We start from the raw sequence: 24378 nt of genomic DNA on the forward strand, positions 1-24378 counted from the left end.
TCTCCATTACCTCCTTGTCTAGTTGTTTTTCTTTTTTCATAACAACTGCAATTTGTTTATCAAACTGTCTAAATCGAACCCAACTGACAAAAAAGGCTGAAAGCGCTGTTGGAATTCCCCATAGTGCCATATCCCAAACACCTACATGCATTCCTACAGAGTCAAAAAAACCTTTCATTAATAAAATAGCACCTGTTGCAATGAAAATATCTTCGCCAAAAAACCATGCTGTATTTTCAGCTGCGGCAGCATTCGCTTTAATTTTCTCTTTCAATGTTTCAGGAAGCTTTCCATATCGTCCTTGTGCAGCACCTTCTGCCATCGGTGCAACTAAAGGTCTTACTGTTTGTGCATGTCCCCCAATATTCAGCCCTACTGCTGCTGAAGCTTCCCGAATGGTAAAATAGGACATAAGTACTCTCCCAGTTGTAGCTCCTTTCGATTTCGTAATTAATGCCTCTGCTCTTTCTTTTAATCCATATCGCTCTAATATACCGATTACTGGAAGAGTCAACAAAATAGGCATAGACATATATCTGTTTTCTATAAAAAATGTTCCAAACATACTTATGACCTTATAAAAGCTCATCCCCGATACTATACCCGTTACGACTCCTGCTACCATAACAACTAGCAGTGTATTTAAGCGAAATAAAAATCCTACAGCAACAAGCAATATCCCTATTAACTTCACCATCTCTATCATCCCCTTATATTATTTAGGTGCACAGACAAAAATATCTTTTAATCGAAATGTTCTGTGTATTTCTTTTGCAAATTGGACAGCTTTCTCACCATCACCATGTAAACAAATCGTTTGTGCATGCATTGTAATAACAGTTCCATCCGCAGCCTTTACTTTACCTTCTTGTACCATCTGTAATACTTGATGGATTGCCGTCTCTTCATTTTTAATCAGCGCATATTTCTCGGTGCGGCTCGTTAATGTTCCATCGGGTTGATAGGTACGATCAGCAAATGCTTCTTGTACAAGGCGTAATTCATACTTTTTTGCAGCTTGTATAAATGCACTATTGGCTAATCCATACAAATATAGCTCTGGATTGATATCACGAATGGCTCTTGCGATTGCCTCTGCAATTTCTAGATTAGTAGCAGCCATATTATAGAGTGCGCCATGCGGTTTTACATGATGCATTCTTCCCCCCGCCGCTCTTACAAATCCATCTAACGCTCCAATTTGGTATACAACATAGTCATATACTTCATTTGGTGATACTCCTATTATCCTTCTACCGAACCCAATTAAATCCGGCAAACCAGGGTGAGCACCTATCTCCACATCATGTTGCAATGCTTTTTCAACTGTTTGTCGCATAACAGATGGATCACCTGCATGAAAACCACATGCGATATTTACAGATGAAACAAACGGAAGAATGGCATCATCATTTCCGATTTGATACGCCCCAAACCCTTCTCCTAAATCACAATTTAAATCAATGGAAGTCATCCTTCTCTTCCTCTCCTATTCTTGTAAATTGATAAACTTTTGTAATAGACTTAAATTTCTTTCTTGCTCTATGTAAAGCGCTGCTGCTTCTTCCATGGAAATTTGGACAAATGTAACATAATCATTTGGCTTTAATTGTGCTAAAATAGGCAAGTCAACGGAAATAACATTTCCGATTCGCGGGTACCCACCCGTTGTTTGTCTATCAGCCATTAAAATAATAGGCTGTCCGCCTGGTGGCACTTGAATCGTCCCAAATGTTACAGCGCTCGATAAAACCTCATAATCTTCTATTCTCTTTAAATGCTCACCTTTCAAACGATATCCCATGCGATCAGCATAATGAGATACCTTATATTCCTTTGTAAAAAAGGCTACTTGGCTTTCTTTACTAAATTCATTCCATTCAAAATCAGTTATAATGCGAACTACTGGATAACGACTATATTTTGGTAGTACATGTCTACATGCTCCCCACTGCGTATATATTCTTTTTTCATTTAACAACTTCTTTATCATGCGAGTTGCAACAGAGGAAGGTATTCCAATTTGTAACTGATCCCCTTTCTTTAGTGCTCTTCCTTCGATTCCCCCTATAGAAGCACGCACATATGTACTTTTACTCCCCATACTGCACGCTACATCGATTCCACCTGCAAATGCAACATACGCTCTACACCCAAACTCTTCCTTCCCAAAGCAAAGCATGCTTCCTTCTTTTGCTACAATTGGTCGCCATAATGGAATAGGCTCTCCATTTAATACAGCTCCTACATCTGCTCCCCCAATTGCAAGTAAAGTCGTCTTTTTAATAAGAAGTTTTGGACCTATCATTGTAATTTCTAATCCTGCTTCGTTTTCTTTATTACCTACTAGCATATTTACAATTCGTAATGCTGTCCGATCCATGGCCCCGCCAACAGGAACGCCATATTGTTGATAATAATATCTCCCTACATCTTGAATCGTTGTCAACATCCCAGCATGTAAAACCTCTACATTCATGTCTTATCCCCCCTCTAAAGCTATATATTCTTCTTCAGTTATTGGGATAAATCGTAAATACATTCCACTTTGTACATATGTAGGCAGATTTTCATGTGGCTGAAATAAAGAAATAGGCGTGCGGCCAATAATATGCCAACCTCCTGGTGTTTCTAATGGATAGATTCCTGTTTGATTTCCGCCGATTCCGACCGAACCTGGTGCAATTTGTAAACATGGTGTTTCTTTTCTTGGTGTTTCTAGCTCGCTCGGTAACCCGCCCAAATATGGGAACCCTGGTGTAAAACCTAGCATATAAACAAAATAAGTTGCCTCGCTATGGATGCGGATTACATCCTCTACCTGCAAATTGTGATATGCGGCAACATCTTCTAAATCCGGACCATATTGTCCACCGTAACAAACAGGTATGAAAATAGAATCCTCTACTTTTCTTATCATCTTCTCACAACTTAAGAACAAATCGCGGATATAATTACATATGTAATCATATGGCATTGCATTGCTTGTATTATGTTTCCAAACTGTATACAAATCATAATAAACCGCTAAAGATGTAAAAGATGGTACACACTCAATCATTCCTATAAATGGATTTTTGTTTAATAATTGAAATAACTTTTGCACTTCCTCATATACTTCCATATGAATTCTTTCTCCAAATGTCACAACTACTGCTTGATCTCCCAATGCTGAAAATTTCATCATTCCCCTTCTTTCTCTTCCCTCCAGCCAAGTTCTTTTGAAATATTTTGTGCGGTTTCTTGTATTTCCGTAATAAACTTTGGAATCGTTGTTTCGTTGTACTCGATCGCTAATCCTGAAATACTAATTCCTGCTACTACTTCCCCATCACTTGCAAATATTGGTGCTGCAATAGCTGCAGTATGATTTTCAAGTTCAGAATGACTCATTGTATATCCTTCATTTTTTGCAGTACGTAGCATTTCTAATAATCGCTCTTTATGAACGATTGTTCCATCTGCAAATCGTTCTAAGTTCGTTTCCTCCATATATTTCTTTTGCTCTTCTTCTGAAAAATAAGACAATAAAACACGCGGACATGCTCCAGCATATAAAGGTGCTCGTTTCCCGATTTCTGTATAGACTCGAACAGGCTTATCACCATCTATCTTTTCAATATAAATCGCTTCATTACCATCTTGAATAATTAAATTAACAGCTTGTCCAAGACGATTCCTTAGCCGTTTCATATGTGGTTTGGCAATATTTCGTACAGATAATCGCTTTGACACAAGTTGTCCAAAACGTAAAAATAAAAAACCGAGTCGATAGCTTCCTCCTACTGTTTTCTGTAAAAATCCCATTTCTTCAAGCGATCCAATTAAACGATGCACCGTTGTCTTCGGCATTCCTGTAAGCTGAACCATCTCCGTTAATGTTAACTCTTCCTGTTCATAAAATAATGCTAAAATATCCATTGTTTTTACTGCTGTTTTGTTTATACTCATTTTAACTCCCCTAAGTTCCGAAAAATGGAACTATAATTCCGTTTTTTGAAATAAACATATAATTAAAAATTATAAAATATTCTTTCAATTTATACAATATTTCTTGAGATTTGATAAAGAGTACTCTCTAAATCTGTTTCAGTAAAACAAACAAAAAGCAGAAGTCAAAGACTCCTGCTTTTTTATAATGCTCTTATATGTGGCACCGGCCAAAAGACCGCTTCGCCTTTTCCGATAATTTCATCCTCCGAAATAAATCCAAACATACGGCCATCTTTTGAAACTTTACGGTTATCCCCTAATACAAAAACTTGTCCTTTTGGCACTTTCGTTTTTCCTGTAATTTGTTCTAATGTAAAGTCAGGTGTTAATACTCCATTTGCTTTCTTTTTATACTTTGCTAAATATGGTTCATCAACTGCTTTTCCATTTACATATAAAACATCATTTTTATATTCAATTGTATCACCAGGTAAGCCAATTACTCGTTTCACTAAATCATAGCCTTCTTTTCCATGGAAAATAACAATATCAAAACGCTCTAATCCTTTTATATTGTATCCAATTTTATTCACTAGAACACGTTCATTATTTTCTAAAGTTGGCATCATCGATTCACCTTGTACAAGCGAAGGAATAAATAAAACTTCTCGTATAATAAAAACAAGACCCAATGTAATCACTATTGTTTTGATCCATGAAATCAATTCTTTCTTTGTATCTTTCTTCTTATCTTTTTCCATTTTTCCACTTCTCTCCTATCACTATACTGCTACATTTAATAGACTTCGAATCGCACTTTGATCAATTTCAGCAAAACAAGACTTTCCTTCTCGAGCAGCAGTACCTACGTGCACTTGCTTAATTCCTGTATCATGTAGCAATTTCTTTATATTTTCTTGTGTCACACCACTACCAATAATTAGTTCGATTTCTCCCTCACTTGCTTTTTTCATTTCAGCAAGAACAGGAATATTTTCTACAATATGTCCAGTGCCACCAGAAGTTAAAATGTGCGTAACTTTATTAAACTTTCGCAATATTTTCACCGCATCTACTAAATCCTCTACTTCATCGATAGCGCGGTGAAACGTTACATTTACTCCATCCACCACAGACAATAAGTCGGCTAGTTTCTCTTCGTCAATCTTGTTCTCTTCCGTTAGTACACCGAGTACAACCCCTGCTACCCCAAGGCTTTGTGCAATTTCAATATCTTCTTTCATTAATTCAATTTCCTCTTGTGTATATATAAATGATTTCGCATGGGGACGAATCATAACGTGAATGGGTATATTCACTGCCTTCACTGCCGCTTTTATCAATGCATAACTAGGCGTTAATCCACCTTCCATATATGCTGCAATAAGTTCAATTCGATTCCCGCCAGCTTTTTCAATTCGTTTTACATCTTCTAAACAAGTTGCAATGACTTCTAGCATGAACATACTTCCTTTCGTACTTTTCATCACTATTATACAGGAGCACTATGCAGAAATATAGCTTTCTCTAATAAAACATCAAAAAGACATTGCAAAAGAAAGGTTTTTTAATCCTTATAACAAAAAAGAATGAATAATCTTAAAATATTAAACTAGCTTCTTCTCACTCTCTTTATGATCAAATATAGCATCTAAAAAGGGCAAATATATTCACCCTTTTTAGATGCCTATTTTTTCTCTTATCCTATTGAGTGAAAAGCAGAATGAGCCATCAATGAGATTGTAACATCATCCATTGGCGGATTGTGTAATCCTGCCCTCACATTTAAATAATAACGATGTAATGGATTTTTTTCTGATAAACTTTTCGCACCAACAATGCGCATCGCTTTATCAACAACGGAAATTGCTGCATTCGTTGCAATATATTTCGCAGCTGCTAGTTCTGCTTGTAATGACTGCTTATCATCGACTTCATCATACTTTTTTGCTATTTGATATAGAAACATACGAGCTTGCATCAATTCAAGTTCTAATTCTCCTACTAATCTTCTAATATTCGGCAGTGAGCTGATTGGATGATTTAAACTATTTGGTTGATATGATGCAGCAAACTGAAGCGCATAGTTCCGAGCAGCTTGTGCAATTCCTAAATAACATGCCGGTATATGAAGTAACCAACCCACTCCTTTTTGTTTTGATTGTGATCCTTTTATATCCGTAAAATATTTATCAGGAATTTCTACATTTTGTAATACGAGATCATGACTCGCTGTTCCCCGCATCGCAACACTATCCCATGTTTCTTCAATGGAAACACCTTTTTGTGATCTTGGAACGACAAACTCTCCAATCTCCTCCCGTCCTTCCATACTCGCAGAAATAATGAAATAATCAAGCATTGGCGCCATCGTTGTAAATGTCTTTCTTCCGTTTATAATCCACTTTTCACCCTTTTTTACCGCTAATGTTTCTGGTCGCCCGCCACGTGTTGGACTTCCTGTCTTTCGTTCTGTCGCAGCTCGATTAAAAAGAGCCCCTTTCTTCACTTCTTCACAAAACCATGCGAACATATCTGGTTTCCAAGATTGATTTTCCGTAAGTTCTTTCGCGATACCGAGATGCCATCCAATTGATAAAGCGGTCGCTCCATCTCCTTCTGCAATTTTCTCTTGATATAAAACAAAATCATATAGCGAAATCTCTTGTCCCCCGCATTCTTTCGGAAGTGTTAAAGTTGTATAACCGATATCTTTTAACTCGTTTATATTCTCAAACGGAAAAGATCCCAATTCCCAAAGCTTACACTCCCTTTCCTGAAACTTTGGAAGAAACTTCTGTATCTTTTCAATCCATAAAGATTGTTCTTCTGTTTCTACAAATGAAATTGTCATCCTACTATCCCCTTTATTTCGAGTTATTGAAACTAAAATTTCTATTCATTAGCGAAAGTATACCCTTTCTTCTTTTTCTTATATGTAAGTAACAAAAAAATCGTTTCTCTTTCTATCGTATACTATTCATAAAAGTTCCATACTGGCATTCTCTCAATTACTATATGAAATTCTAAACTTATTGTTACACTATTCCGATAAAAATACAATGTTTTAAAACAATAAGAAAACTTCCTATCAAAAGATAGGAAATTTTCTCATACTACTCTCCTTTTAATGCACGTATCGGTAAAGAAGTCATGTAACCAATATAGGAACATAATTCTTTAAAAAAGAAAGGAATCTCTGTATCTAGCGACTTATATGCTGACGTAGGTGTCGGGGATGCGTATGCATCCATCCCTATATGCTTGGCAATTCGCATCGCTCGCTTCATATGAAGAGGGTCACTTACAATCGTGTATGTTTGCAATCCATGCTCCATACCAACCTGTTTTGCATTTTTTAAATTATCTTCTGTAAAACGCGACTTTGTTTCAATTAAAATATCTTCGTCTTTTACATTACGTTTCAATGCGTACGCTTTCGCAGTACGAGCTTCCTCCAGTTCCGCTTCAAATTTTGTTCCACCTGTAAAAATAATTTTTTTAATATTACCGTTCTGATACAAAGAGATCGCATGGTTAATTCGTTCACGAAATACAGGTGATGGCTTTCCGTTCCAAGAAGCTGCTCCAAGTACAACAGCAGCATCTGTATCCACCTTATCTGTTTTAAATCGATAGCTCCAAATATCGTAAGCTGCATAACTTACAAAGAGAATGATAGAGCTAATCATAAGCAAGAATACTTGTAGCACTCTTCTTTTTTTACTTTTCTTCTTTTGTTCCATTTGTACTAGCCTCCGCGCATCATCCATACTTCTAAAAATATATGTAAATCATTTCATTTGAATTTATTTGAAAGAAGGCACTTTTTATCCTATGTGCAGTAAAGGGTTTTCATTCAAATAGAGGATTGTTTATTCATTCTTATTTATGGAGCATTTTGCATATCAAACACTTACAAATTGCATTTCATACTACTCCATTGTAACGAATTTTTCTATAGAAGGGAATGATGAAACAAAAGTATCTAAAAGAAGTTACTATTTTGTAAGAAAAAAGGTATACATTCCGCTTTTTTGGAGTATATACCTTTTTATATATTATTGATATGCATGGAATTTTTGATGAAGCTGTTCTTTTATAAGCGGCCATTCCCTCGCAATAATACTATATACAACTGCATCTCTTACATAGCCATTTGGCAGCTGTCTTTCATTTCGTAATATTCCCTCTTTAATAGCACCAAGTCTTTCAATAGCACGCTGCGCTTTTGTATTTCGTGAATCTGTCTTAATCTGTACGCGCAGCATTTTTAGTTCTTCAAAGGCGTATTGCAATAAGAGAAATTTACATTCTGTATTCACACTTGTTCTTTGAACACTTGGGTGGTACCATGTTTTACCAAGTTCAACTGTTTTATTTTCCTTTTCTATATTGTATAAACGTGTACTTCCAACAACTTTATTCTTCTCCTGATCAATAACAACAAACGGTAGCTCTGTCCCTTCTTTATAGCCTTCTATTGCTTTTTCTACATACCTTTCCATATCTTCATAATTTTCCATCTTAGCGATTAAATACGTCCATATTTCTTTATTTTCTTTTACAATGGCATATAATGTTTCAATATCATTTCTATCCATAAGTCGTAACTTTACTCTGTCCTTGTTGAGTTCCATAAGTTCTTCTCCTTTTCTCTATGTCTAGCTAAATGGTAATCAAAAACAAATATACTGTCAAAATTTTTATATTTCATTTTATTCTTTGAAAAATCCACTTGTCCTTTATAACAAATCTGAAAAATCATTCCCCTAAAGAGAAACTTTTCTTCACCCACACTGATAATTAATTAGCACCAGTTGGACTGCCCTACAATGGCGGAAATATGTAAAACTCCATTCAAACACTTTCAAAAGGCCCACTTTTTGTGAGCCTTTCGTTACAACAATACATAGGCAATTGGCGTAATAATTAGCAAAGTTAAAATTGTTCTTTCTACGTATAAAATGACAAGTTCAGAAACTTTTAACGGAATATCTGTAGATAAAATACAAGGAATTGAAGCTGAGAAAAAGAGAATAGAAGATACCGAGACAACTGCGATAACAAATTTCGTAACGAGCGGTGCACTTGTTACGAGCAAAGATGGCAAAAACATTTCAGCGATTCCAACTGAAGCTGCTTTCGCCGCCAAATCAGCTTCTGGAACTTGCATCAATAACGTAAATGGATAAAACATATAGCTAATCCAATCAAACACTGGTGTATATTTTGCCAATAAGATTCCGATTAATCCAACAGACATAATAGATGGCAAAATTCCCATTGTCATAATGAACCCATCTTTTAAATTGATTGCAATATTTTTCAGTATACTCGGTGCTGATTTCGAAACTTCCAGCGCATCTTCCCAAGCGCGTGTAAACATTCTTTCTTGGTAGACTGTCTCTGGAAACCCTTCTTTTGTAATATATGTATCTGGTTTTGTTCGAAGTGGTGGGATTCTGACCGTGATAGCGGTTACAATGAATGTTACGATAAGCGTGGTCCAAAAATATAAATTCCATATGTGCATAATATTTAATGTTTTTGCAATGATGATCATAAATGTGGCAGATACAGTTGAAAAACCAGTTGCGATAATCGCCGCTTCTTTTATCGTGTACTTTCCTTCTTTAAAAACACGATTTGTAATAAGAAGAGCAATTGAATAACTTCCAGCAAATGAAGCAACCGCATCAATCGCAGAGCGCCCTGGCGTCTTCCATAACGGCCTCATAATTGGTCGACAAAACGTACCGATGAATTCAAGTAAGCCATATCCTACTAATAGCGATAAAAATGCCGAACCGATTGGAACGAGTAAACTTACTGATATAACTAACTTTTCATACAAAAATGGTCCTACATCCGGCGCAAAAAACCAAGTTGGTCCTACTTTCAAACAATATAATGCCCCAAATATAACTCCAATCACTTTCAAAAAAGAAAAGCAAATATCCACAAATGATGCCTTCCATTTCTTCGTGTAAAAAGGATAAATCGCACCAATTACCATCACACCAAAAGCATAATACGGTACAGTTAATGAAGTGGCTGATCGAATCCACGATACAATATGGTCAATCATAATAGATGAAGTACCATTGATTGTAACAGGCACAAAAAACAGAAATATTCCCACAAAACTAGCGAAAATGAAACGAATGATAATTCCTTTCTCTGCTGTTGCTTTTAAGACTTTGTTTTCTAATTCAATTTGACTCATTTCTCTTACACCTCCAGTTTTCTAAATATTCTGCACAAATATTTTATATTCCTTTTTTACTGTAATATTTTGAATAACAACTGAAAGGATATAAGAGAACTGTAAGAAATAATCTTGAATGAAAAGTTATTTGTTCAATCTTTTCGATATTTATATCCGTGCTTTTGGTAAAAAACATTTAACTTCGGATTATGAGCGACACAATCCAGCTGTACGTACTCTTTCTCATTTTCTCATGAATCTACTCGATTCCTTTTGTACGGATTTCATATTTTATAAAAAACAGAAAGAAGTTTAAAGATACCTTCAAACTTCTTTCTTCCCCGTTCTTTTATTGATTTCTTTTCACTTCTTTAAATTCTTCTTTCACCTGCTCAAGCGTTCCTTCTTCTGTCATTAAACGATATGCTGTATAAGCGAGCGCTTTCGCAGCTGTAATGAGCGCCTTATCTCCCAGTTCAGAACGAGCGGCTTCTCTAAACTCATTCGTATGAGCGATTAAATCGTCTGGACCAATTTTGATATATGGATGGATTGTTGGAACAACTTGACTGACGTTCCCTGCATCTGTTGATCCAATACCAAATCTTTCTTTTCGATGCACGATTTCTCCAAGCAATTCTAATTCTTCAGCAACTACTTCATTCAATGTTTTTGTTATAAGCAACTCATCAATTTCATTTTGAAATGGATCTATTTTTACTGTTGTCCCAGTAGCTAATGCCGCTCCTTGTGCAATATTTTTCACCTTTTCCATCACTTCTGTACATCTTTTCCGCGTTGCTGCACGAATAAAGAAACGAGCCGCTGCATAATCTGGAATAATATTTGGAGCCTTTCCTCCTTCTGTAATCACACCGTGAATTTTCACATCCGCAGGTAGCTGTTGGCGAAGTGCATTAATACCATTGTACAGTTGAATAATGGCGTCTAATGCATTAATCCCTTCCTCCGGTGAAGCTGCTGCATGCGCTGATTTCCCGTAAAAGTGAAAATCAAGTGGATCTACCGCAAGAGACGGACTTGTTGTTGCTGTTTTTCCACTAGGATGAATCATAAGCGCCGCATCAACATGATGAAATAATCCTGCTTTCACATAGCTAGCTTTTGCACTTCCATTTTGTCCCCCTTCTTCCGCTGGCGTACCAAACACAACAATCTCACCGCCAATCTCTTCAAGCGTTTCTGATAAAGCAATCGCTGCCGCCACGCTAATTGTTCCAATTAAATTATGACCACAAGCATGACCTAGTCCAGGCAATGCATCATACTCTGCTAAAAAGGCGATTGTAGGCCCTGATTTCCCTGAACTTTTCCTTGCAATAAAACCCGTTTCATGTCCAGCGATATTGTGTTGCAATTGAAATCCTGCGCTGCCGAGTAGTAAACTTAACGTTCGAGATGCGAAAAATTCTTGATTACCGATTTCAGGATTCGCATGAATAGCATGGCTTGTTTGAATATACTTTTCTTTGTTTTTTTCAATACTCTCTTGAATGATGTTACGATGTGATGTTACTTGTGTTGTTCCCATTCCCTTTACTCCTCCTTTTATTTACACGTAAAAAAAGCCTCTTTCCTAAAAGATAGAAAGAGGCTTTCGCATATACATTCAAACTACGCTTCTTTCTTATCTTTCAAGTCTATTACTTGCTGGAATTGGCACAGTATTCATAAAGAATCCGCTGCCGAGGCTTCATAGGGCCAGTCCCTCCACCTCTCGTGATAAGAATTTTCATAAAATTATATTAAATTATTTTTATTCTATTGTTATTCCGAGTAAATGTCAAGGAATTCCTATCGGATTTTACCGAATATCTAAAAATCCTGTTAATACACCAATTGTTTCAGGTGCTTGCAATCTTGCACATATATACGGAAATTCCGGGCTCCCTTCAAACATCATTTGCGATGTTAACGGAGCTCCTGCCCAAAAAATTTCATCATCAATGACTACAAACGGGAATGATTTATTTTGTCTTTGTACTCTTGCGTTTTTTAACGGAATAGGGCCATCACTATAAATTATTACTTGTGCATTCGTGCGCATTAACGCTTGCCATACTCTCTTATCGATTTTTCTTGTACTTGGCAACGATAGAACAATTTTTCGTTTTGCCGCCAAAATATCTTTTAGCAACCCTTTCGGTTCCTCTAAATTCATTTCCATAAACCAACGTAAGCGCTTCGTAATTTTCCGCTCCCATACTTGACGTGACGTTGTGCGATCATACACATTTCCGTGGCGCTCTATATGAGCCGTTAATTGTGATAATGCTTGTTTTCTTGAAAGATTTTTACGCATATATTGACAATCTGACAGTTGAATGAACTTCCCTCTCGCCCTTGTTACGGCAACATTCACAAGGCGATGGTTTTTATGATCAAAAAATAGTACACCAGGGCGCTCTTGTGGGTAACTATCAACCGTATCAAATAGTATCATATCCCTTTCAGAACCTTGAAATTTATGAACTGTTGCTGCTAAAACTGGCACATTTTGATATTTCGTTTTTTGCAATATCTCTCTTATACATGTTGATAAAAAGCGGGACTGCGCTCGATATGGCGTCACAACACCAATGGATTGAACACCATCTAATACTCCGATTAAAATCATTTGCATCGCCACTAAGCCAGACATCATATTAAAACGCGATCCGGAAGCAGCATCTTTTAAAGAATAAGCCCCCATTAAGCTTGTATCAAATAAAACAGTTGCCTCGTTTGCGAACGGTTGTAATTTTGCTAGTTCTTTACGCTTTGAAACAGACGGATGATCATAGACTCTATTTTTATATATAAATGAATTTGTAAATTTTGCGATATCCGCATGCATCCGTCTTTGTTCCTGCAACATATATACATTGGGATGTGCTTCTGATTGATTAACAGATTCTACAATTCCCACATGATAAAATATATCTTCACCAAGCCACTTTCGAACAAGCTCATGGTTCGCCATTGCGATTGGCGGCAGCTGCAAGAAATCTCCGCAGATGACAATTCGTTTTCCAAGTGAAGCTGCGAAAGCAATTTGCGGAACATATGCCATACTGACTTCATCTACTATAACTAAATCAAATGTGCGTTCATAAATCAGCGCATCAATTGCGCATTTTGATAATGTCGCACCAATTACTTGTGCATTTTCAATATACTCTCTTTCTACTTCTTTCATTTTCGCCCTCTGTTTTCGAAGTTCACCTTCAATTTCTTGCATACGTTTCTTATCAGAAGCAGTCGCTTTATAAGATAGTATTTTTTCACGCAAATCTTGACGCATCTCTTCTAAATAAAGTCTTTCTTCCCCCCATGAACCATTTGTCGTTTCCACAAGTCTTGAAGCAAGTAATGTCTCGTGATTACGTATATGTTCATGTTGGCTAAAACCGTAACGAACAATTTCTCCTGGCGTCCATTTATTCTTCTTCTCCATTTGCTTCGTAACTTCGCTCATCAACACATCCACTGCCGCATTACTATGAGCTAATACAAGAACTGATTTTCCTTTTTGATAATGCGCAGAAATAATCCGTGATAAATTATACGACTTCCCTGTTCCAGGTGGCCCCCAAACGTATGTTGTCGCATTGTAAAATGCTCGATACGCTAATTCATTTTTCGGATTTTTCATTTTTTCAATATGTTTCGGTGCGCTCGTTCCATCTAATAAACGTCTTATACGTTGACGCTTCTGTTTTTCTTTTCTCGCTTCTTTTAATCGCTCCTGAAGTTGTTCTAACAGTTGCCACGGTTCACTGTATAAAACAGCTTCTCTTATTTCACCTTGAATATAATCATTTAATTTCAATTCTATTTCTAATCCATGTACTGATAATACTTCCCCTGTTGCTTCTTCACCATCGAACTCAATTCGAATGGGTGAACCTTCAGGTAAGCTTACTTCTGAAATAAGCTGAAATACGTAAACTGTATTTTCGTAATCTGTATATAAAAAACGACCATTTATGATAGAAATTTTACTTCCACCTATCGTTTTCCAATGTTTCATTTCATAAGCTAATGCTTGATGCCACTCTTTCATCGTTTCCGTTAATGAAGGAGTTTGCGAAGTTGTATTCATAAAATCGTCTCCTTCCTTCTCTCCAAACATACTTTCTCACTATATCATATATCACACTAACATTTGTAAGATTTATATCTTGCTTATTTTCTTAATTTTCAATATTATGATACATATAAAATTTTCAGAAAGAAGGATTCCGTATGCCAGTAAGAAGAATTGAACACGTAGGTCTTATGGTTGCAAACTTAGAAACTTCGATCTCCTTTTACAAAGAAGTAGTTGGATTACAACTGCTGAAACGTATGGGACATCCCGACCCCAATTTAAAACTTGCTTTTTTAGGTGTGGAAGAATCAAAAGAAACGATACTAGAACTTATTGAAGGATATAACGCTTCTCTTCCAACAGAAGGAAAAGTGCATCACATTTGCTTTAAAGTAGATTCCTTAGAAAATGAAATTCAAAGGCTAAAACATTTACAAGTAACTTTTTTATTAGGAGAAGAAATTGAAACATTACCAGACGGAACACGTTACATATTCTTCGCTGGTCCTGATGGGGAATGGATTGAATTTTTTGAGACGGAGCGATAGTAATCAAAAGAAACCAAAAAATCAAGTTTTAGTGACGTTTCGGTTTCACTATTATTATCGTATACTACCCTTGTTTTTTCATTCCACTTCATCTTGTCATTACATCTGAAAACACTTAAAATCATGTACATAAAAAAGGAAGCATGGAATTTTCCAATGCCTCCTTTTTATCTACTTATGCAAAAAGAGAAGTATTCGCATACAAAACTGGTGAATCACCTGAATGTACGAACAAAATGTTGTCTTCTTTTTTTAACTTCCCTTTTCGAATAAAGTCGATTAGTCCTGCTACTGCTTTATCTACATACAAGTTTGTTCAAAATGGTGTGAGATTTATTCACTCATTATTTGGAATGGTGATATAAAAATAAATTCTCATTAAAAATCTATCAGCCTCTTTCAAATAAATACATTCTTTGCGTTAGAACTAGCGTATTTTTATTATGTTTACTCTAAATACATTACAGAAAAATAAAAAGGACAAAGCACTCTTTGTAAACCTTTTCATTATAAATCGTTAAATGAATAAGTGTTTTTTAATTCGCGTTTGCTTTATTTTGTCCATGTATATAATTAAGAAGATGAACATAATCGTTTTCTTGTCCAATATCAAATCGCTTCCCATCGATAATTTTCCCATATACTTTTTTGATGGCAATTAAAGAATGAATTGCATCGGTTAGTTGATACTCACCTCCGACGCCAGGCTGCACATTTTGTAACAAAGAAAAAATATCAGGTGTAAAAACATATCTTCCAATAACCGCCATATTAGATGGGGGATTTATTTTTGGTTTTTCAACAATATTTGTAATGTCAATATAACCCTCTTTTATCATATCGCCTTTCACGACCCCATATTTATCTAAAAATTCATTTGGTACTGTGTGAATGCCGATTACACTACTTTTTACCTCTTCGTATATCTTAATTAATTGATTCAAAGCGGTACCTTTATCCGAAATTATAATATCATCTGGCAAAAGCACAGCAAAAGGTTCATTACCAATGAATGCTTCACCTAGTTTTATCGCTTCACCAAGACCTCTCGCATACGGCTGTCTTGTATATAGTATTTGAATATCAGGAATCACAAAATTCTTTAATAAATAAGATTTTTGTTCTCTTTCTAAGAAAGCTTCTAACTCTAATGAATGATCAAAGTAATCAACTATTAAATTTTTTCTTTTTGAAACCACAATTAATATTTGCTCAATCCCCGATTTTACAGCCTCTTCTACAATATAATGAATTGCAGGTTTATTCCCTATTGGAAACATTTCTTTCGGGACTACTTTGGTAATTGGAAGACTTCTTGTACCATAACCTGCAGCTGGAATGATTGCTTTTTTAATCACTATCCTCTCTCCTTCTGCATATTTATCATATTATATTCAGTATTCCTCTTACCTGCGCATCACAAAATTTAAAAAGGCTTTTACCCCCTTACTTTTTTCACTTGTACAAATAGGGCCTTCTTATATGTCACCAATTATACTTCTCCATCAATATAATGTACTAACTGGTACTCATTTTAGAAGGGTGGACATCATATGAATATATGCATTATAGGATCTGGTTATGTGGGGCTAACATCAGCAGCGGTATTAGCTGATTTAGGACACCATGTTATTTGTGTAGATAAGGATAAAAATAAAATTCATTCTCTTCAAAAAGGAGAATGTCCCATTTACGAGCCAGGTTTAAAAGAACTTATTCACAAAAATCGTAACCGTTTAAAATACTGTCATGAAATTAATCAAGCTATTCAATTCTCATCAGTTATTATCATCACCGTAGGAACCCCTTCAACATCAAACGGTAAAACAGATTTAACGTATTTCTACTCTGTTATTGATTCGTTAGTTCCAGCTATAACATCATATAAAACAATTATTACGAAAAGTACAGTTCCACCAGGCACAAATCAATATTTATATGAAACACTCATTAAAAAAGGCGTTTCACCATCCCTTTTTAATGTTGTTTCTAATCCTGAGTTCCTTCGTGAAGGATCTGCTGTACATGACATGTTCTTTCCAGATAGAACAATTATAGGGGTTCAAAAAAATGATAAAAAATCTTTTGAGATCATCAAAAATATATATAAAAATATTCATGCTCCATTCCTCTGGACTGGTTTAAATGAAGCAGAGATGATTAAATATACAGCAAATGCTTTTTTAGCGACAAAAATATCTTTTATAAATGAGATTGCTCGAATTTGTGACGTATACCACATTGATGTTGTTGAAGTAGCGAAAGGAATTGGCTATGATTTTCGAATTAATCCTCATTTTCTGCAAGCTGGACTAGGGTATGGTGGGTCATGCTTTCCAAAAGATTTACAATCACTTATCTATACAGCAACTGATAGACAAGTCACTGTTCCTATTTTACAAGCAGTCCAATCTGTTAATTCTACACAAGTAGATCTCTATATTGAAAAAATAAAAAACTGTATAGAACAACCTGCAAAAAAAATAACTATTTTAGGAATTTCCTTTAAGCCACACACTGATGATATTCGCAGTTCACTTGCCATAACACTTCTCGAAAAATTAATCCCTCTTGGCTACGATCTTCACACTTATGATCCAAAAGCTGTTCTTCCTAACCATTTAAATAAGTACGTTACCCAGCATGAGCGACTAGAGCCCTCTATTATGAACTCTGATTGTATTGTTATTGCCACGGAATGGGACGAATTTAAATTGCTGAACTGGAAACAAGTGAAACAAGCGATGAGAGGAGACCTAATTGTTGATGGACGAAACTGTCTTACTAAAGAGGAAATAGAGAAATCCAGATTACGCTATGTAGGAGTTGGTCGCTCATGAAAATACTTGTTACTGGGGCAGCTGGTTTCATTGGTTCTCATTTATGTGAAGAATTACTAAAAAACAAATCCTATTCCGTAATTGGAATAGATCATTTTATTGGCCCTACTCCGATTCAATTAAAGATAAGTAATATCCGTTCTCTCATAACAAATTCACGTTTTGAATTTATACAAGAAAATATTTTAAATGCAGATTTATCCGAAATTTTACAAGACGTAAGTGTCGTCTATCATTTAGCTGCTATTCCTGGAGTCAGAACAAGTTGGGGGAAAGATTTCCATCCCTACGTTACGAATAATATAATAGCTACGCAACATTTACTTGAAGCATGTAAAAACAAAGATTTAGATAAATTCATTTATATATCAACATCTTCTGTTTATGGTGAAAAATCTGGTGCAGTTTCTGAAGATTTATTACCAATCCCACTTTCTCCATATGGTGTAACCAAATTAAGCGGTGAACACTTGTGTCGTATTTATCATACAAATTTCAATATACCAACTATTATTTTACGATACTTCACAGTATACGGTCCGAGACAACGTACAGATATGGCGTTTCATAGACTTATAAAACAACTAATAGAAAATAAACCTCTGACTATATTTGGCGATGGAACACAAACACGCGATTTCACTTATATCGATGATTGTATAAAAGGTACAGTAGCTACTTTACAAACAAGAAAAAATATAATTGGTGAAGTAATAAATATTGGTGGAAAAGAGCAAGCTTCGATTTTAGATATTGTTTCTATGTTAGAAAAAATTATAGGTCAACGTGCAACAATGAATTTTTCAAAAGTCGTACCCGGCGAGCCGAAACAAACATGGGCAGACATTTCTAAAGCACAATCATTACTACAATATTCCCCATCGGTTTCATTATTTCATGGATTAAAAGCAGAATATGAGTATATGAAACAATTATATTAAGGAGGCTCGTTTATGAAAATCGCATATATATGTACAGAAAAATTACCGTCTCCGGCCGTAAAGGGCGGTGCTATTCAAATGATGATTGATGGTGTTTCCCCTTATATTAGTCAAGATCATGAACTTACTATCTTCTCTATTTCAGATTCGATTCTTCCAAAACAAGAAACAAAGGGGAATATCCATTACATCCGATTTCCTCAAGAGGAATATGAACAACAAATTATAAAAATACTCCCGACTAAAAATTTTGATATTATACATGTATTTAATCGCCCTAAAAATATCCCACTATATAAACAAGCTTCTCCCGATAGTCGATTTGTACTTGGACTCCATAACGATATGTTTGCAGAACACAAGATCACACTCTCTGAAGGAAATCTTATTATCGAAATGGTCACTGCTATTGTAACTGTTAGTAAATATATTAAACAAACAGTAATCAAAAGATTCCCTCAAGCCGAAGAAAAAATTTCAATTGTCTACTCAGGAGTAGATTTAATACATTCCCCTTCTATCTGGACACCAACTGGACAAGAAATTAGAAATAAATTTCGTGAAAAATATGCTATACAAAATAAGAAAGTCATCTTATTTGTAGGGAGGTTAACAAAAAATAAGGGGCCCCATATTCTCATTCAAGCTATGAAGGAGATTATTCAAACACACCAGGACGCTGTTCTAGTCATTGTGGGTGGAAAATGGTTTAGTGATAATGGTGTGAATAAATATATTAGAGATTTACACAAACTTGCCTACCCCATTAAAGAACATGTGATTTTCACCAAATTTATTCCTGCAGATCAAATTCATAACATTTTTTTAATGGGAGATATATTTATTTGTAGTTCACAATGGAATGAACCGTTAGCACGTGTTCATTACGAGGCGATGGCAGCTGGCATTCCCATCATTACAACAAATCGTGGCGGAAATGCAGAAGTTATAACAGATGAATATAATGGATTATTAGTACAACAGTATAATAATCCAGCAGAATTTACTAGGCTTACTAATGCTCTATTATCTCAACAAGAATTCGCGAACTGGATTGCTAAAAATGGCCGATGCGTTGTTGAAAAAAAATTCACATTTATGCATACAGCTCAAAGACTAGAACAAGTATATAAACAAGCAGCAACTTCTATTAATTTATCTACCACTAAATTCAAATACTCTTTTAAAATTCAAATTATCTAAAATATCATTTTCCTTTCACATCGTAGTATAAAATAAATCCCCCTTTGAGAAGGGGGATTTATTTTAAGCATCGTCTTCTTCATCTTCTTCATCTTCTTCGTCTTCTTCATCTTCTTCATCTTCTTCATCTTCTTCGTCTTCTTCGTCTTCTTCGTCTTCTTCGTCTTCTTCGTCTTCTTCAGTAAAACTTACTTCTGTTCCATCGATATATTCAATTTCAACTTCTATACCATTATGTGCTCCAGATTGAATGACTTCAGCTAAAGTTTTTAATACGTTCTGTATCTCTTCTTCTGAATTAACAGTAAATTCATTCTCAAAATCTATTTTTATTTTTGCTTTTTTTACATCTTCCATATCATTTTCTCCTTTTTATAGATTTATATATAATATGTTAAAAATACATAAAAAGATTGATTTATATGCGGACTTTTTACTATTCTTTTTCCGATTTATTTTTTACTATCTTCGCTATCCACGGACCATTTAACGGTTGCTTTGGTACAATAATTTCAATTTCTTCTTTTTTCTTTTTTAATTCAGTTACCACAGAATTTTGTTTTTCTTCTAGCTTTATAGTATTTTGAATATCTTCTTCGTTTATTGTATTAACGATTTCCTCAGTTATTGAGGAAGATTTCGGATTATTTATTTCTTCAATTACTTCACTAGTAATTTGAGTTGTTTTCATATTCTGTTCTTCTAAATCTAACAAGCCAACTGTTGGAAATTCTACTAACTCTATCTCTTTTATAGACATTATATTTTCTATTACAGATGCTTCATCTAATACAATATTATCTTGTTCCTCTAACGCCTTTTCATACTCTGAAAGCGCCCAACCCATTGGTCCTGGTGGAGAAAAAGCAAACTTATCTAAATTTAAAATAGGTATTACTATTTCTTCCTGCTTTGGCTTCATTTTATTTTCCCTCCATTTCTACTCTTGATTTCATGATAAATATCAGAAAACTGTTGTAGAAATTCCTCCTTCGAGTCTTCAAGCGCAATAATATTTTGTAACGCCCAAATATATTTTTCATCAGACCAAGAGCGTTTTTGTTTCAAATAATATTTATGTGCAATCGAACAAAATAAATGAGGAAAAGATAAATCAGTCCATAATACACGAAATTGCTTTTCTGATAAACTATTTTCTGAATCATATGCACTCAGCATATGAATCGCTAAATCTATATCCCAAGTTGCCATTTTTTTCATTACTTTATTTAAAATAATTCGTAGATCTCTCACTGGTAAATCATGTGTAATAGAATGTAATTCTTTCATAAAAATCGCATCATCTATTTCTGTGAATCTCGCTAAAGTGAAATCTTGTTGGCAAAAACCCTTAGTTGTAATGATTTCTTTTGTCCATTGACTATAAAATGGCTCATCTATTTCTTGTAAAGCTCGTTTACCACGTGCTAACATTTTATCAACGTACTCTAAAAACATAGTTGAAAACATATCATTAGGAAAAGATTGTGCAATTCTTTTGTTACCTTCTAGCTCTTGTAATTTCCATCTATATAATTTATGCCATTTTCCTAAACGACTCCGTGTTTTACTTTCCATTTGTGGAATATACCCTTCCGATGCTTTATGGAATTTCCCAGCGTATATAAGCACCTTCTCTAATTGCTCTTTATTATAGTAAATAACTTCTTTCCCTTGATATTTATCATATAATACATACGCATACTCCCCGGATCCAATACAAAATCCGCCCCTTTTTGTTTTATGAATTTTCGTAATCGGTAGTCCATTTTGAAGAAGGTGTAAATGTGCTCCAGCAATAAATAACATCCGTTCGGGTTTCATCTGTGCTTGTTTTAATATTTTCATCCCTTCTTCTGTCTCTACTTCCCAAATTGTTCTCCCACTTCTACTTGATTGTAGGGTAATATTATTAATTTCAAATGGATAAAAACCTAGTACCTTACTTAAATGCTCTCGCTCTAATGCAGCTGTTTCTTCCAACATTCTTCATCTCCTCTTAAAAACTATAAAACTCCCTCATAGACTTCTAATAAATTCATAGCAACTCGATTCCAACTAAATTCTTTTTCAACTTTTAAACGTCCATATTTCCCCATATATTCTCTTTTGCTTTCATTACTCAATAGATGAATAATTTTTTCTGCATATGCATCAGGATTCTCAAAATCATCAACAATATAGCCATTCTTTCCCTCTTCAATTACTTCAGGGTTTCCACCTCTATTACTTGTGATAATTGGTAAACCAGCAGCCATTGCCTCATAATGTACTCTAGCAAGTGGCTCTTGCCACTGGGAAGAACATACAAAAATATCCGACATAGCATAGAGAGTTGGAATATCTTTTGGCTTTACAAATTTAATAAATACTACATTTTTTTTAAACATCGCTCCTAATGTATATAAATGCTTCACGTAATTATTTACATTGTTATCTCCAAACCATTTTGAACCGATAAAAACCATTACAATCTCTGGATACTGCTCAATGATTTTCGGAAGAGCTTGCAACAAAATATGAGGACCTTTCACTTTACTCAAACGTCCAACAAACAGAACAATTTTTTTATTTTGCAACTGTAACTCTTTTTGTACATAATGTTTAAGTTCTTTTCCATTCATTGTCCAGGATGGATCATATTGATTCACATCTACACCTGAATATACTGTTTGTGTCTTAGATTTTGCTGTTGGAAAGCGAGAAGTAATCGTTTCTCCTATATAATCACTGACTGTAACAATCTTTGAAACAGTTGAAATGCATACTTCTCCTTCTTTATCACTTATTTTTTCGTGTGCAAACATTTCATTGTGCACACTTAATACGAATTTTGTCTGTGGTGTCACTTCATATAACAATGAAATCCAACTAGGACGATTACACAGGTGAACCACATCATATTTTTCTTTTTTTAAATGCTCAATTATACTCGGAAGGTATTCATTTTCTGGAAAACGTATATATCGTACATTTTGCTTTGTTTCCTCAGTTTGTAAATCTGGATCTGCTATTGAAATAACTGTTATATTTCTCCCTTTTGAGGCAATAATGGTGGCGACAGAATCTATATAAATTTGAATAGCTCCACCTCGCACAGCTGGAACTGGTAACTTTTCAGTAGATATTATCGCAATTTTCATCCAAACCCCTCCTTTTTTATAAAACTCCAATCCCCTTCAACATATGTTACGAACTTCACCTTACGAATGTGAATTATTTAGATAAATTTCGATTTTTATGACTAAAATTGGGAAAAACATTGCTTTTTTCTGCTTAAAGGCAAACGGCTAGCACAAAAGTGGTCATGCACCATAAATTAGTAAGAGAGTATAAAAAGGATGGTGACATATTTGGACAATTACAATCAGGAAGAAGGGTATATATTATCGCCTGAGGAAGAGCAAAAGTTAGTGGCGTTAGCTGAAACTATGATTAAACATTGGGATATTGATCCAACTACAATTGAGTTAATACAAGGCGGACAACTTGCACTAGTATGGAAAATTCACACTTCAAATGGAGCATTTTGCTTAAAAAGAATTCACCGCCCTGAAAAAAAAGCTTTGTTTTCGATTCATGCTCAAGATTACCTTGCCAAAAAGGGCATGCGTGTTCCAAGTATAATTCCAAGTAAAAAGAATCAGCTTTATACAAAACACGGTCCATTTCTATTTGTTGTTTACGATTGGATTGAAGGAAGACCATTTGAACTGACAATGAAAGAAGATCTTGAAATGATTATGAAGGGATTAGCAGATTTTCATTTAGCATCTATTGGCTACAAACCACCACCAGGGGTACCTATCTTTACAAAACTAGGACGTTGGCCAAATCATTATATTAAGAGATTTCAACAGATGGAAATTTGGAAAAATCTATCTGCAACATTAATTGATGATCCTTTTTCACAATTGTACTTAGCAGAAATTACCCCTTTTATTACAGAAGCAAAACATACGTATCAACGATTATTAGAATCTGAATATGGACAATGGACCGAACAATTACAATCATCCCCTAACTTATGTCATCAAGATTACGGAACCGGAAACTCTTTACTAGACCCGAACAATCAAATTTGGGTAATCGATCTAGACACAGTTTCTTATGATCTTCCGATTCGCGATTTGCGGAAAATGATTATTCCATTATTAGATACAACAGGTATTTGGAACGAAGATCAATTTAATATTATGATTAACGCGTATGAATCTGTCTCTCCGTTAACAGCCGAGCAAAAAAGAATCATGTTTATAGATATGCTATTTCCATATGAATTATATGATGTAATTCGTGAAAAATACGTTCGAAAAACACCATTACTTGCTGAAGAACTGGCTGGAGCCATGGAGTACGAACGGATCAAGTCAAAAGCTTTAAATATATTATTAAAAGACTTTTAATTTTTAAGAAATAATCCCCTTTAAACGAAATGGTATGAATAGAAATTTAACAGTAGTATAATTAGCCGCCTTTCAATACAAATAGAAATAACCGCAATAAAAATAGAGCAGCGAAGATACCTCTTAGCAAAATGAAACTGTACCTCGAATCATAGACATGAAAAAAACTATAATTCAGAGTACAGTTCCATATGGTGAGCACG

22 protein-coding genes, 2 pseudogenes and 1 riboswitch are annotated in these 24378 nt (G+C 35.0%); of the genes and pseudogenes, 5 read left to right on the top strand and 19 right to left on the bottom strand.

What is annotated here, in order from left to right:
* Window positions 1-4: 4 nt before the first annotated feature.
* From MR058_RS06785 to MR058_RS06845, 13 genes and pseudogenes are all read right to left on the bottom strand, one after another.
* Window positions 5-697: pseudogene (locus MR058_RS06785) on the bottom strand (DUF969 domain-containing protein); the annotation flags it as partial.
* 18 nt (window positions 698-715) lie between these two features.
* Window positions 716-1474 carry a 5-oxoprolinase subunit PxpA gene (pxpA, locus tag MR058_RS06790; RefSeq protein WP_242143243.1) on the bottom strand — a complete coding sequence of 253 codons (759 nt, stop codon included), beginning with the start codon at window positions 1472-1474 and terminating at the stop codon, window positions 716-718.
* Between the two features lie 15 nt (window positions 1475-1489).
* Entirely contained in the window at window positions 1490-2479 is a 990-nt protein-coding gene (locus tag MR058_RS06795; RefSeq protein ID WP_242143244.1) for a 5-oxoprolinase subunit C family protein, read from the bottom strand.
* 3 nt (window positions 2480-2482) lie between these two features.
* Window positions 2483-3184, bottom strand: a complete 702-nt coding sequence (gene pxpB / locus MR058_RS06800) for a 5-oxoprolinase subunit PxpB (protein WP_242143245.1) — start codon at window positions 3182-3184, stop codon at window positions 2483-2485.
* A complete protein-coding gene (locus tag MR058_RS06805; protein WP_242143246.1) occupies window positions 3184-3951 on the bottom strand; it encodes an IclR family transcriptional regulator in 768 nt (255 codons plus the stop codon). Before MR058_RS06805 ends, pxpB begins: the two co-directional genes overlap by 1 nt.
* A 182-nt stretch (window positions 3952-4133) precedes the next feature.
* Entirely contained in the window at window positions 4134-4694 is a 561-nt protein-coding gene (gene lepB, locus MR058_RS06810) for a signal peptidase I (protein WP_242143247.1), read from the bottom strand.
* Window positions 4695-4715: 21 nt separating this feature from the next.
* Window positions 4716-5393, bottom strand: coding sequence for a copper homeostasis protein CutC (locus MR058_RS06815; protein WP_242143248.1), 678 nt, complete (start codon window positions 5391-5393; stop codon window positions 4716-4718).
* Window positions 5394-5632: 239 nt separating this feature from the next.
* Window positions 5633-6787, bottom strand: coding sequence for an acyl-CoA dehydrogenase family protein (locus MR058_RS06820; protein WP_242143249.1), 1155 nt, complete (start codon window positions 6785-6787; stop codon window positions 5633-5635).
* Window positions 6788-7049: 262 nt separating this feature from the next.
* Window positions 7050-7679, bottom strand: coding sequence for a YdcF family protein (locus MR058_RS06825; RefSeq protein WP_242143250.1), 630 nt, complete (start codon window positions 7677-7679; stop codon window positions 7050-7052).
* Between the two features lie 315 nt (window positions 7680-7994).
* A complete protein-coding gene (locus MR058_RS06830) occupies window positions 7995-8573 on the bottom strand; it encodes a GNAT family N-acetyltransferase (RefSeq protein ID WP_242143251.1) in 579 nt (192 codons plus the stop codon).
* Between the two features lie 260 nt (window positions 8574-8833).
* A complete protein-coding gene (locus MR058_RS06835) occupies window positions 8834-10162 on the bottom strand; it encodes a YjiH family protein (protein WP_242143252.1) in 1329 nt (442 codons plus the stop codon).
* A gap of 331 nt (window positions 10163-10493) precedes the next feature.
* Window positions 10494-11696 (bottom strand): M20 family metallopeptidase, encoded by a 1203-nt coding sequence (locus tag MR058_RS06840; protein WP_242143253.1) that lies wholly within the window; start codon window positions 11694-11696, stop codon window positions 10494-10496.
* A gap of 93 nt (window positions 11697-11789) precedes the next feature.
* Window positions 11790-11894: riboswitch (SAM riboswitch) on the bottom strand.
* Between the two features lie 75 nt (window positions 11895-11969).
* Window positions 11970-14279 (bottom strand): AAA domain-containing protein, encoded by a 2310-nt coding sequence (locus tag MR058_RS06845; RefSeq protein WP_242143254.1) that lies wholly within the window; start codon window positions 14277-14279, stop codon window positions 11970-11972.
* A gap of 113 nt (window positions 14280-14392) precedes the next feature.
* Here MR058_RS06845 and MR058_RS06850 point away from each other — a divergent pair, with 113 nt between their 5' ends.
* Entirely contained in the window at window positions 14393-14785 is a 393-nt protein-coding gene (locus MR058_RS06850) for a VOC family protein (RefSeq protein WP_242143255.1), read from the top strand.
* Between the two features lie 175 nt (window positions 14786-14960).
* On the opposite strand, the pseudogene MR058_RS06855 reads toward MR058_RS06850, so the two are convergent.
* Both MR058_RS06855 and MR058_RS06860 read right to left on the bottom strand, forming a co-directional pair.
* Window positions 14961-15095 (bottom strand): annotated as a pseudogene (locus MR058_RS06855) (D-cysteine desulfhydrase); the annotation flags it as partial.
* Window positions 15096-15321: 226 nt separating this feature from the next.
* Window positions 15322-16143, bottom strand: coding sequence for a UTP--glucose-1-phosphate uridylyltransferase (locus tag MR058_RS06860; protein ID WP_242143256.1), 822 nt, complete (start codon window positions 16141-16143; stop codon window positions 15322-15324).
* Window positions 16144-16338: 195 nt separating this feature from the next.
* Here MR058_RS06860 and MR058_RS06865 point away from each other — a divergent pair, with 195 nt between their 5' ends.
* Genes MR058_RS06865 through MR058_RS06875 form a run of 3 tightly spaced genes read left to right on the top strand, consistent with a single transcriptional unit; the run spans window position 16339 to window position 19769 of the window.
* Complete coding sequence (locus MR058_RS06865; RefSeq protein WP_242143257.1) at window positions 16339-17625, top strand: UDP-glucose dehydrogenase family protein; 1287 nt, start codon at window positions 16339-16341, stop codon at window positions 17623-17625.
* A complete protein-coding gene (locus MR058_RS06870) occupies window positions 17622-18566 on the top strand; it encodes an NAD-dependent epimerase/dehydratase family protein (protein ID WP_242143258.1) in 945 nt (314 codons plus the stop codon). Before MR058_RS06865 ends, MR058_RS06870 begins: the two co-directional genes overlap by 4 nt.
* Window positions 18567-18578: 12 nt before the next feature.
* Window positions 18579-19769 carry a glycosyltransferase family 4 protein gene (locus MR058_RS06875; RefSeq protein WP_242143259.1) on the top strand — a complete coding sequence of 397 codons (1191 nt, stop codon included), beginning with the start codon at window positions 18579-18581 and terminating at the stop codon, window positions 19767-19769.
* A 63-nt stretch (window positions 19770-19832) separates the two neighbouring features.
* Here MR058_RS06875 and MR058_RS06880 read toward each other — a convergent pair whose 3' ends face one another.
* From MR058_RS06880 to MR058_RS06895, 4 genes are all read right to left on the bottom strand, one after another.
* Window positions 19833-20126, bottom strand: a complete 294-nt coding sequence (locus MR058_RS06880; RefSeq protein WP_242143260.1) for a hypothetical protein — start codon at window positions 20124-20126, stop codon at window positions 19833-19835.
* Between the two features lie 79 nt (window positions 20127-20205).
* Complete coding sequence (locus MR058_RS06885; RefSeq protein ID WP_242143261.1) at window positions 20206-20691, bottom strand: hypothetical protein; 486 nt, start codon at window positions 20689-20691, stop codon at window positions 20206-20208.
* On the bottom strand, window positions 20688-21752 hold the full coding sequence (gene cotS, locus MR058_RS06890) for a spore coat putative kinase CotS (protein WP_277926484.1): 1065 nt from the start codon (window positions 21750-21752) through the stop codon (window positions 20688-20690). Before cotS ends, MR058_RS06885 begins: the two co-directional genes overlap by 4 nt.
* A gap of 23 nt (window positions 21753-21775) precedes the next feature.
* Entirely contained in the window at window positions 21776-22912 is a 1137-nt protein-coding gene (locus tag MR058_RS06895; protein WP_242143263.1) for a glycosyltransferase family 4 protein, read from the bottom strand.
* Between the two features lie 198 nt (window positions 22913-23110).
* On the opposite strand from MR058_RS06895, the gene MR058_RS06900 reads away from it, so the two are divergent.
* Window positions 23111-24175 (top strand): CotS family spore coat protein, encoded by a 1065-nt coding sequence (locus MR058_RS06900; protein ID WP_242143264.1) that lies wholly within the window; start codon window positions 23111-23113, stop codon window positions 24173-24175.
* Window positions 24176-24378 lie beyond the last annotated feature (203 nt).

It is taken from the genome of Bacillus cereus group sp. BfR-BA-01430, assembly GCF_022663115.1.
Classification (GTDB): domain Bacteria; phylum Bacillota; class Bacilli; order Bacillales; family Bacillaceae_G; genus Bacillus_A; species Bacillus_A cereus_BD.

What these genes read in the sequence shown, in the direction of transcription:
- pxpA (WP_242143243.1), bottom strand. Translation starts at nt 1,474, where the DNA reads ATGACTTCCATTGATTTAAATTGTGATTTAGGAGAAGGGTTTGGGGCG.
- MR058_RS06795 (WP_242143244.1), bottom strand. Translation starts at nt 2,479, where the DNA reads ATGAATGTAGAGGTTTTACATGCTGGGATGTTGACAACGATTCAAGAT.
- pxpB (WP_242143245.1), bottom strand. Translation starts at nt 3,184, where the DNA reads ATGAAATTTTCAGCATTGGGAGATCAAGCAGTAGTTGTGACATTTGGA.
- MR058_RS06805 (WP_242143246.1), bottom strand. Translation starts at nt 3,951, where the DNA reads ATGAGTATAAACAAAACAGCAGTAAAAACAATGGATATTTTAGCATTA.
- lepB (WP_242143247.1), bottom strand. Translation starts at nt 4,694, where the DNA reads ATGGAAAAAGATAAGAAGAAAGATACAAAGAAAGAATTGATTTCATGG.
- MR058_RS06815 (WP_242143248.1), bottom strand. Translation starts at nt 5,393, where the DNA reads ATGCTAGAAGTCATTGCAACTTGTTTAGAAGATGTAAAACGAATTGAA.
- MR058_RS06820 (WP_242143249.1), bottom strand. Translation starts at nt 6,787, where the DNA reads ATGACAATTTCATTTGTAGAAACAGAAGAACAATCTTTATGGATTGAA.
- MR058_RS06825 (WP_242143250.1), bottom strand. Translation starts at nt 7,679, where the DNA reads ATGGAACAAAAGAAGAAAAGTAAAAAAAGAAGAGTGCTACAAGTATTC.
- MR058_RS06830 (WP_242143251.1), bottom strand. Translation starts at nt 8,573, where the DNA reads ATGGAACTCAACAAGGACAGAGTAAAGTTACGACTTATGGATAGAAAT.
- MR058_RS06835 (WP_242143252.1), bottom strand. Translation starts at nt 10,162, where the DNA reads ATGAGTCAAATTGAATTAGAAAACAAAGTCTTAAAAGCAACAGCAGAG.
- MR058_RS06840 (WP_242143253.1), bottom strand. Translation starts at nt 11,696, where the DNA reads ATGGGAACAACACAAGTAACATCACATCGTAACATCATTCAAGAGAGT.
- MR058_RS06845 (WP_242143254.1), bottom strand. Translation starts at nt 14,279, where the DNA reads ATGTTTGGAGAGAAGGAAGGAGACGATTTTATGAATACAACTTCGCAA.
- MR058_RS06850 (WP_242143255.1), top strand. Translation starts at nt 14,393, where the DNA reads ATGCCAGTAAGAAGAATTGAACACGTAGGTCTTATGGTTGCAAACTTA.
- MR058_RS06865 (WP_242143257.1), top strand. Translation starts at nt 16,339, where the DNA reads ATGAATATATGCATTATAGGATCTGGTTATGTGGGGCTAACATCAGCA.
- MR058_RS06870 (WP_242143258.1), top strand. Translation starts at nt 17,622, where the DNA reads ATGAAAATACTTGTTACTGGGGCAGCTGGTTTCATTGGTTCTCATTTA.
- MR058_RS06875 (WP_242143259.1), top strand. Translation starts at nt 18,579, where the DNA reads ATGAAAATCGCATATATATGTACAGAAAAATTACCGTCTCCGGCCGTA.
- MR058_RS06880 (WP_242143260.1), bottom strand. Translation starts at nt 20,126, where the DNA reads ATGGAAGATGTAAAAAAAGCAAAAATAAAAATAGATTTTGAGAATGAA.
- MR058_RS06885 (WP_242143261.1), bottom strand. Translation starts at nt 20,691, where the DNA reads ATGAAGCCAAAGCAGGAAGAAATAGTAATACCTATTTTAAATTTAGAT.
- MR058_RS06895 (WP_242143263.1), bottom strand. Translation starts at nt 22,912, where the DNA reads ATGAAAATTGCGATAATATCTACTGAAAAGTTACCAGTTCCAGCTGTG.
- MR058_RS06900 (WP_242143264.1), top strand. Translation starts at nt 23,111, where the DNA reads ATGGTGACATATTTGGACAATTACAATCAGGAAGAAGGGTATATATTA.